The sequence below is a fragment of the Streptomyces sp. Root1304 genome, assembly GCF_001426405.1.
Lineage (GTDB): Bacteria > Actinomycetota > Actinomycetes > Streptomycetales > Streptomycetaceae > Streptomyces.
This window is the reverse complement of the sequence record NZ_LMEP01000024.1, coordinates 450,437-459,541: the sequence shown is the minus strand read 5'-3', so window position 1 is coordinate 459,541 and position 9,105 is coordinate 450,437. Positions and strand designations below refer to the sequence as shown.

Here is a 9,105-nt window from a genome sequence, read left to right as displayed (position 1 = left end):
GCACGCACGAACGGCCGATCCTCCCGTACCCGCCGCGACGGCGGCCGCACGTACGACCCCTCCGCAGGAACGGGCCGGGGCGGTCGCTCCGGTTCGTCCGCCGCGAGCCGGCCGGGAGGTCCGGGCCGGTCGGGCGGATACGGCAGGCGCCCCGCCGCCGTACAGGGGGAGTTCGCCCCGCCGAAGACGGTCACTCCGGCGCTGCCCGCCGTCGAGACCTTCGCCGAACTGGCCCTGGACCGGCGCCTCCTGGCCGCGCTCACCGCGCAGGGCGTGTCCGTCCCCTTCCCCATCCAGGGCGCGACGCTGCCGAACTCCCTGGCCGGCCGCGATGTCCTGGGCCGCGGCCGGACCGGCTCCGGCAAGACCCTCGCCTTCGGCCTGGGCCTGCTGGCCCGCACCGCCGGACAGGTCGCCGAGCCCCGTCAGCCGCTGGCCCTGGTCCTGGTCCCCACCCGGGAACTCGCCCAGCAGGTCACCGACGCCCTCACCCCCTACGCCCGCGCCGTGAAGCTGCGCCTGGCCACCGTCGTCGGCGGGATGCCGATCGGCCGCCAGGCGAGCGCGCTGCGCGGGGGCGCCGAAGTCGTCGTGGCCACCCCCGGCCGCCTCAAGGACCTCATCGACCGCGGCGACTGCCGGCTGGACCGGGTCTCGATCACCGTCCTGGACGAGGCCGACCAGATGGCCGACATGGGCTTCATGCCGCAGGTCACCGCACTGCTGGACCAGGTCCGCCCCGAGGGCCAGCGCATGCTGTTCTCCGCGACCCTGGACCGCAACGTCGACCTCCTGGTCCGCCGCTACCTCACCGACCCCGTCGTCCACTCCGTCGACCCCTCCCAGGGCGCGGTCACCACGATGGAGCACCACGTCCTGCACGTGCACGGCACCGACAAGCAGCGGCTGACGACGGAGATCGCGGCACGCGACGGCCGCGTGATCATGTTCCTGGACACCAAGCACGCCGTGGACCGCCTCACCGACGACCTCCTCCACAACGGCGTCCGGGCCGCCGCCCTGCACGGCGGGAAGTCCCAGCCGCAGCGCACCCGCACCCTCGCCCAGTTCAAGACGGGGCACGTCACCGTCCTGGTCGCCACGAACGTCGCCGCGCGCGGCATCCACGTCGACAACCTCGACCTCGTCGTCAACGTCGACCCGCCGACCGACCACAAGGACTACCTCCACCGCGGCGGCCGCACCGCCCGGGCCGGCGAGTCCGGCAGCGTCGTCACCCTGGTCACCCCCCACCAGCGCCGCGACATGACCCGCCTCCTGGCAACCGCCGGCATCGCGCCCCAGACCACCCAGGTCCGCTCCGGCGAGGAAGCGCTGCACCGCATCACCGGCGCCCGGACCCCCTCCGGCATCCCCGTGACGATCACCGCGCCGGCGCCCGAGCCCCGCAAGCGCACGACCGGCCGCGGCCGACGCGGACCCGCCTCGGCAGCGAGGCGCGCCGGCGGACGACGTTCCGCCGCCGCCGCGGCGGCCTGAGCNCCCCGCAAGCGCACGACCGGCCGCGGCCGACGCGGACCCGCCTCGGCAGCGAGGCGCGCCGGCGGACGACGTTCCGCCGCCGCCGCGGCGGCCTGAGCACGACCCACAGGCCAGGCGTAGCTGCGCCGACACCCGAACAGCCGAGAGGGCCCGACCGGAATCCGCCGGTCGGGCCCTCTCGCGTATCGGCGGGCAGGCCCGGCACGGGAACCGGCCCTGCTCACGGTCGGGTACCTCCCCGCCCGACACGCAAAAATCTATGTCGGCCGGAGTAGACATTGGGCATCGGCGTGATTATGGTTTCTCTCGTAGCCCAGAGAGACAAGAAGGGCCTGGCAGACACGAACTGCCGGCAGCACAGGTAGTCGCAGTGAGCAGGACGGTACGGCGGTGGAGTTTCGAAGCCACGGTTTTCGCAGGACGGCGACGGGACTGACGGCCGGACCGGGTGGCCCGCAGTGATCAGGGGCCGCCGCGAGCGGGACCGCGGTCATGGCAAGTGCGGTACCCGTGAGTGCAGTACGCAGCACCCAGCAGTGAGTGGCGCCGGAACGGGCCACTGAGCAGTTCGCATCACCCGCAGTACCAGCAGTACGCAGTTGATCGCTGAGGAAGAACGGAGGAACCCGCGCCATCAGGATCGCCCGGGCGTTTGCCTGAGCCCGGGTACCGCAGGACATCGACAGTGAGGTGGTCTCCGGTCAAGCAACCGCGATCCCCGCAACCCCGACAGCAACCGGGTCGAGTGCGCGGACAACGAACGCCGGCGCAGTATCACGGCCGGCAGGTGGTGTAGAAGTTCCTTCGGGGCCCTGGTGCCAGTACGGCACCAGGGCCCCTCAACGCGTTCCCCGGAGAGGTGCAAATGACAGCAGACGACTCGTACGGCCGGCTCGACGACGACGACTACCCCGCCTACACGATGGGCCGGGCCGCCGAGATGATCGGCACCACGCAGGGCTTCCTCCGTGCCATCGGCGAGGCCCGTCTGATCACTCCGCTGCGCTCGGAGGGCGGCCACCGCCGCTACTCCCGCTACCAGCTGCGCATCGCCGCACGCGCCCGCGAGCTCGTCGACCAGGGCACACCGATCGAGGCCGCCTGCCGGATCATCGTCCTCGAGGACCAGCTCGAAGAGGCCCAGCGCATAAACGCCGCATACCGCCGCGCCGCCGAGTCCGACGCGCCGCCGGACTCGGCCTGAGGTGAGTCCCCCGCCGTCGGAACCGGCCGAAGGGAGCGCTCCCGTGACGTCCGACCGGCCCGACACCGCCGGGACGGCCACCGATGACGACGGCTGTCTCAGGCGGGTCATGGCGGTCCCGCCGCCGCTCCTCCACCTGATTGCCGCGGGGTTCCTGTACACGGGCCTCACCATCCGGCCCGGGGGCAGCTGGGACGACGAAGCACAGGCCGGGATCGTGCTGTCCTGTGTCCTCACCATCGCCACGAGCGGATTCGCCCTGCTGATCACTCTTCTTCCGTCGATCCGCCGCGTCATGGGCCCGACGTGGTTCGCCCTGCCGCTCCTCATGGGCGCGGCCGCAGCCGTCCGGTGGGCGTGCGAGGGATAGGACGAGCGGCCAGGACCACGTACGGAGCCGCAGGTCAGCACCTCAGTCCTGGCGTCCTGTCCTGAGCCGGTCGGTGCCTCCCCACCGTGGGCGGCCCCCTCGGCGGAACCGTTTCCCCCGTTCGGGTCGTATTTCTCTTCGCAAGTGGGAAGGTACGGGCCTGGGCAGCGGGGAGGACGGCCGGTGAGTGACGGAGCGGTACTCGCGGAGCGGATCGCCGAGCGGTGGGCGGGGCAGGGGGATCCCCTGGAGATGATCGGTGAGCTGCGGCGGGCCGTGGTGCTCGTCCCCGTCGATTCCGGTGGGCTGTGGACGGCCGAGCTCGGTGGGGTCCGGTGGATCTGCGCCTTCACCGGTGAGGCGTCGCTCGCCCGGTTCGCGCGCGCCCGTTCGCTCGCCCCCGGCGGGCACGCGGACGACGCCACCCGGCCCTGGGACTACGCGGCGCTGCGCGGCGCGCGGCTCCTCGACGAGGTCGTGCCCGCTCTGGGCGTGCCCGCCGGGGTGGCCGTCGACATCGCCGATCCGGACCGGTCGATGTTCTTCCCGCCGGTCCACGGCATCGTCCCCGACTCCGCCGCCGTGGACGGCGAGGGCGACGCCGGAGGTGACGTCTGATGGGCGGCGGACCCGAGGACCTGAAGTTCGACCAGGAGAGCATCAAGCGGATCACCGAGGGGATCCGGGCGGCCACCGCCGAACTCCGCGACATCGGCACGGGCACCGGCGCCGTGCTCGGCAAGGGGTTCTCCGACCTGTCGATGACCGGCATGGAGGCCGGGCACCACGGTCTGTCGGCCGACTTCGAGGACTACTGCGAGCGCTGGGAGTGGGGCGTACGGGCGCAGATCCAGGACGCCAACACCCTCGCGGCGGCGCTGGGGCTGGCCGCCGGGATCGTCTGGGAGGAGGACCAGTACCTCCAGGGCGCCTTCAAGATCGCCGTGAACTCCGCCGTGGGCAACCCGCACGCCTCGGAGGAGGACATCGTCAAGCAGGACTGGGGCGACGTGTTCACCCCCGACTACCTCAGCCCCGACTGGAGCCCCGAATCCTTCCAGCGCGCCGGTGAGGACGCCGCGCAGACCTGGAAGGACACCGGGCGGGCGCTCGTGACGGAGGGCGAGGGCGGGAGCCGGGCGCGGATCCTCAACGAGCTCCTCGGGGTGGACCAGGGCGACTTCGACCGCGCGGTGGACGAGACCTTCGGCCCGTCTCCCGAGCAGCGGGCCCAGCAGCAGAACAACGGGGGGAACTGAGCCGTGGGCATCGGGGACTTGATCAGCGACATCACACCGGATGTCGTCGAGGACGCGGTCGAGGACGGCGTCGAGTGGGTCGGCAACCGGGTCGAGGACGCCGGCAACTGGACGGCGGACCGGCTGGAGGACGTCGGCTGGGAGTCCGGTGCGGACTGGGTGCGCGAGCAGTCCCGTTCGGTGGCGAACCGGATGGGCGCCGAGGTCGACGAGATGGACCTCGGGCAGAGCGAGGACAAGACCAAGCTGATCTACGGCAGCCCGTCCAAGCTCCGCTCGACCGCCTCCCATCTGCACGACCTGCAGGCCTCGTTCGACAAGGTGGGCCAGGGCCTCAAGGGCCTCGACGCGTCCGCCGTGAAGGGCGAGGCCGCCGACGCCTTCCGGGAGAAGGTGGCGGTCGAGCCGCCGAAGTGGTTCAAGGCGGCGGACGCCTTCGGCAAGGCCTCCGACGCGCTGACCGGCTTCGCCTCGACCGTGGAATGGGCCCAGGGGCAGGCCCAGACCGCCATCGACAAGTGGAAGCAGGGCACCAAGGCGTCCGAGGACGCGGCGAACGCCCACCGGACGAAGGTCGACGACTTCAACAAGGCCGTCGACCGGTACAACGCCGAACCCGCCGACAAGCGGAACCCCGCCTCCCTGCCGCCGAGGCCCGGCGCCTTCAGCGACCCCGGCAAGGCCCTGATGGAGGAGGCGCAGGAGATCCTCGCCGAGGCCCGCAAGCAGCGCAACACCGCCGCGGAGACCGCCCGCGCGGCGGTCCGGGCGGCCCGCGACGCGGCCCCGCCCAAGCCCTCGTACGGCGAGCAGGCCATGGACGGTCTCGAAGAACTGCAGGTGATGCAGAACCACTTCGGCGGCGGCATCGTCAAGGGCACGGCGGGCCTGCTCAGTTTCGTCCGGAGCGTCAACCCCACCGACCCGTACAACCTCACCCACCCCGCCGAGTACTTCACCCAGCTCAACAGCCTCGCCGCCGGTCTCGTACAGGTCGCCAACGACCCCATGGGCGCGGGCAAGCAGATGCTCGACAACTTCATGAAGGACCCGGCGGAGGGCCTAGGCCGGCTCGTCCCCGACCTGTTGCTGACCGCCGCGACCGGCGGCGGCGGGGCGGCGGTCAAGGGCGTCAGGGTCGCGGCGGAGGCGGCGGACCTCGCCAACGACGCCAACCGGGCCCGCAGGCTGATCGACGACACCCCCCGCGGCACCCACAACCGGCCCGACGCCGAGCGCCCGGTCGGCGAGACCGACCCGGTGGACCTGGCCTCGGGCCGGATGTTCCTGCCGCAGACCGATCTGGTGCTGCCCGGCGCGCTGCCGCTGGCCTTCACCAGGCGCACCGAGTCCGGGTACACGCTGGGCCGGTTCTTCGGCCCGTCCTGGTCCTCGACCGTGGACGAGCGGCTGACGGTCGACGCGCGCGGCGTCGTCCACGTCACCGACGACGGCCTCCTGCTCCCCTATCCGCACCCGGTGCCGGGCCTCCCCACCCTCCCCGACGCGGGCACCGCACGCCGGCTCCTGGCCCGCCACGACAACGGTGACTACACGCTCACCGACCCGGCGTCCGGTCTGGTCCGCCGGTACACCGCACCGGCCGGCGCCGAGCCGGGCGGGAACGGGGTGGCCTGGCTCACCGGCATCGACGACCGCAACGGCCACTCCGTCACGGTGGACCGTGCCGAGGACGGCACCCCGCTCGCCCTCGTCCACTCGGCCGGTCACCACGTGGTCCTCGACACCGAGGACGGCCGGGTGACCCGCCTCGCCCTGCGGCTCCCCGACGGCGCCGCACAGGACGTCGTCCGGTACGGCTACACCGACGGCGACCTGACCGCCGTCACCAGGCCCTCCGGCGCGACCCTCGCCTTCGCGTACGACGACCGGCACCGGGTCATCACCTGGACCGACTCCAACGACAGCCGCTACGACTACGTCTACGACGACGAGGACCGGGTCGTCGGAGAGGGCGGCGGGGCCGGCCACCTGCAGCTCACCCTCGCGTACGGCCGCCCCGACCCGGTCACCGGCCACCGCACCACCACCCTGACCACCGCCGACGGCCGCGTCGTCCGCCATCTGATCGACGGCGACTCGCGCGTCGTGGCCACCACCGACCCGCTCGGGAACACCACCCGCTCCACCCACGACCGGCACGGCAACGTGCTCAGCCGCACCGACCCGCTCGGCCGGACCACCACCTTCACCTACGACGCCGAGGGCCGGCTGCTCGTCCTCGTCCGCCCCGACGGAGGCCGTGTCGCCGTCCGGCGCGACGCGCGCGGGCTCCCGGTCGAGTTCACGGACGCGGACGGCACGCGCATCCGCCAGGAGTACGACGAGCGCGGCAACCTGACGGCGGTCACCGACGCCGCGGGCCACACCACCCGGTACGCCTACGACGAGCTGGGCCACCCCGTGTCCCGTACGACCGGGACCGGGTCCGTCACCACGTACCGCAGCGACGCGGCGGGACTGCCCCTGGCCGTCACCGACCCGCTCGGGAACACCACCCGCTACGAACGCGACGCCTTCGGCCGGCTCGTCCGGGTCACGAACCCGCTCGGCGACGTCACCACCCTGGAGTGGGACGCCGACGGCGGCCTGGCCCGGCGCACCCACCCCGACGGCTCCGCCGAGACCTGGACCTACGACGGCGAGGGCAACTGCACCGCCCACACCGACCGGGCGGGGCTCACCAGCCGCTTCGAGTACACCCACTTCGACCTGCTTTCCGCCCGCACCGGCCCGGACGGGGCCCGCCACACCTTCGAGCACGACGCCGCCCTGCGGCTCACCGGGGTCACCGACCCGCGCGGCCTGACCTGGTCGTACGCCTACGACCCGGCCGGCCGGACCGTCGCCGAGACCGACTTCGACGGGCGGACCGTCAGCTACGAGCACGACGCGGCCGGGCAGGTGACCGCGCGGACCAACGCGGCCGGGGAGACGGTCGGCTACGAGCGGGACGCGCTCGGCCAGGTCGTCAGGAAGGAGGCGTCCGGCGCCGTCACCACGTACGCCTACGACCGCGCCGGGCGCATCGTCCACGCGGCCGGTCCCGACGGCGAACTCGTCCGGCAGTACGACCGCCGCGGCGACCTGAAGGCGGAGATCGTCGACGGCCGGCTGCTCTCCTTCGGCTACGACACGGCCGGGCGCCGCGCCCGCCGCACCACGCCCACGGGGCACGTGACCCGCTACGAGTACGACGCGGCGGGCCGCCTCGCGGCGCTGGCCGGCGGCACCCGGCGGATCGGCTTCACCCACGACCCGGCCGGACGCGAGGTGCTCCGGTCCGTCGGCGGCGCGGCGGACGGCCCGGACGGCGCACTGACGCTGGCGTCCGTCTGGGACGAGGCCGGCCGGCTGACCGGCCAGGAACTGACCGCCGGGGCCCGCACCGTCAACCGGCGCGCCTACGCCTACCGCGCCGACGGACACCTCAGCGCCCTGGACGACGCCCTGCGCGGCTCCTTCCGCTACGACCTCGACGCCGCGGGCCGGGTCACCGCGGTGGCGGGCCCCGACTGGGCCGAGTCGTACGCCTACGACGCGGCCGGGGCCCAGACCTCCGCGTCCTGGCCCGCGACGCACGCCGGCCGGGAGGCGACCGGCTCGCGCGCCTACGAGGGCACCACCGTCACCCGCGCCGGATCCGTGCGCTACGAGCACGACGCCGCCGGCCGGATCACCCTGCGCCGCAGGACGCGGCTGTCCCGGAAGGCCGACACCTGGCGCTACGACTGGGACGCCGAGGACCGGCTCACCGCCGTCACCACCCCCGACGGGACCCGCTGGCGCTACCGGTACGACCCGCTGGGCCGCCGCACCGCGAAGCAGCGGCTGGCGGAGGACGGGGCGACGGTCGTCGAGGAGGTGCGGTTCACCTGGGACGGCTGGACCCTGTGCGAACAGACCACCACCGCCCCCGGGGTCCCCCGGCCCGTCGCCCTCACCTGGGACCACCGCGGCGTACGGCCGCTGTCCCAGACGGAACGCGTACTCGCGGCGGACGACTCCCAGGAGGTGTTCGACGAGCGCTTCTTCGCCATCGCCACCGACCTCGTCGGCACCCCCACCGAACTCGTCTCCGAGTCCGGCGACGTCGCGTGGCTCACCCGCGCCACGCTGTGGGGCACCACCACCTGGTCCAGGAGCGGGACCGCGTACACCCCGCTGCGCTTCCCCGGGCAGTACTTCGACTCCGAGTCCGGCCTGCACTACAACCTGCACCGGCACTACGACCCCGAGACCGCCCGCTATCTGACGCAGGACCCGCTCGGGCTCGCGCCGGGCCCCGACCCCTCGGCCTATGTGCACAACCCGCACGTCCGGGCCGACCCGCTGGGCCTCGCCCCCTACGACCCGCTGCGCGAGGGGTACACCTCCTCGCCGGGGTTCGAGCGGGACCCGTACCACCCCGACGTCGTCGAGGAGCGCATCCGCCAGGACCGCGAGCGCTACGGCATCAAGGACCCCGCCGACAAGGGCATGATCGGGTCGAACGGACCCCAGATCACCAGCAAGACGCTGTGGAACCAGGGGCCGTACCGGATCGACGTGGAGAACCCCAACCCGGGGCAGCGGCCGGGGCAGCTGCACTTCCAGGACCAGAGCAACAAGGGGGCCAAGTACCAGTTCGACTTCGAGTCCGGGAAGTTCGAGGGTCTGCCCCGGAGCATCGAGAAGGCCGTGGGCAACAATCCCGGTTTCATCGCCGGCATCAGGAAGGGTCTCGCCGCACTCGGCGAAGGGTAGAC

6 protein-coding genes are annotated in these 9,105 nt (G+C 73.1%); all 6 read left to right on the top strand.

Going from position 1 to position 9,105, the window contains the following annotated elements:
* Positions 1-1,500: DEAD/DEAH box helicase (locus ASD33_RS26660; protein WP_056565604.1), on the top strand; the 1,500-nt coding region annotated here is incomplete at its 5' end.
* 868 nt (positions 1,501-2,368) lie between these two features.
* Positions 2,369-2,707, top strand: coding sequence for a MerR family transcriptional regulator (locus tag ASD33_RS26655; RefSeq protein ID WP_056565601.1), 339 nt, complete (start codon positions 2,369-2,371; stop codon positions 2,705-2,707).
* A gap of 43 nt (positions 2,708-2,750) precedes the next feature.
* On the top strand, positions 2,751-3,077 hold the full coding sequence (locus ASD33_RS26650) for a hypothetical protein (protein ID WP_107103843.1): 327 nt from the start codon (positions 2,751-2,753) through the stop codon (positions 3,075-3,077).
* Between the two features lie 183 nt (positions 3,078-3,260).
* A complete protein-coding gene (locus tag ASD33_RS26645) occupies positions 3,261-3,695 on the top strand; it encodes a hypothetical protein (protein WP_056565598.1) in 435 nt (144 codons plus the stop codon).
* Positions 3,695-4,336: a hypothetical protein gene (locus ASD33_RS26640; protein WP_107103842.1), complete on the top strand. Its 642-nt coding sequence runs from the start codon at positions 3,695-3,697 to the stop codon at positions 4,334-4,336. Before ASD33_RS26645 ends, ASD33_RS26640 begins: the two co-directional genes overlap by 1 nt.
* A 3-nt stretch (positions 4,337-4,339) precedes the next feature.
* Positions 4,340-9,103 (top strand): putative T7SS-secreted protein, encoded by a 4,764-nt coding sequence (locus ASD33_RS26635; protein ID WP_056565591.1) that lies wholly within the window; start codon positions 4,340-4,342, stop codon positions 9,101-9,103.
* Positions 9,104-9,105 lie beyond the last annotated feature (2 nt).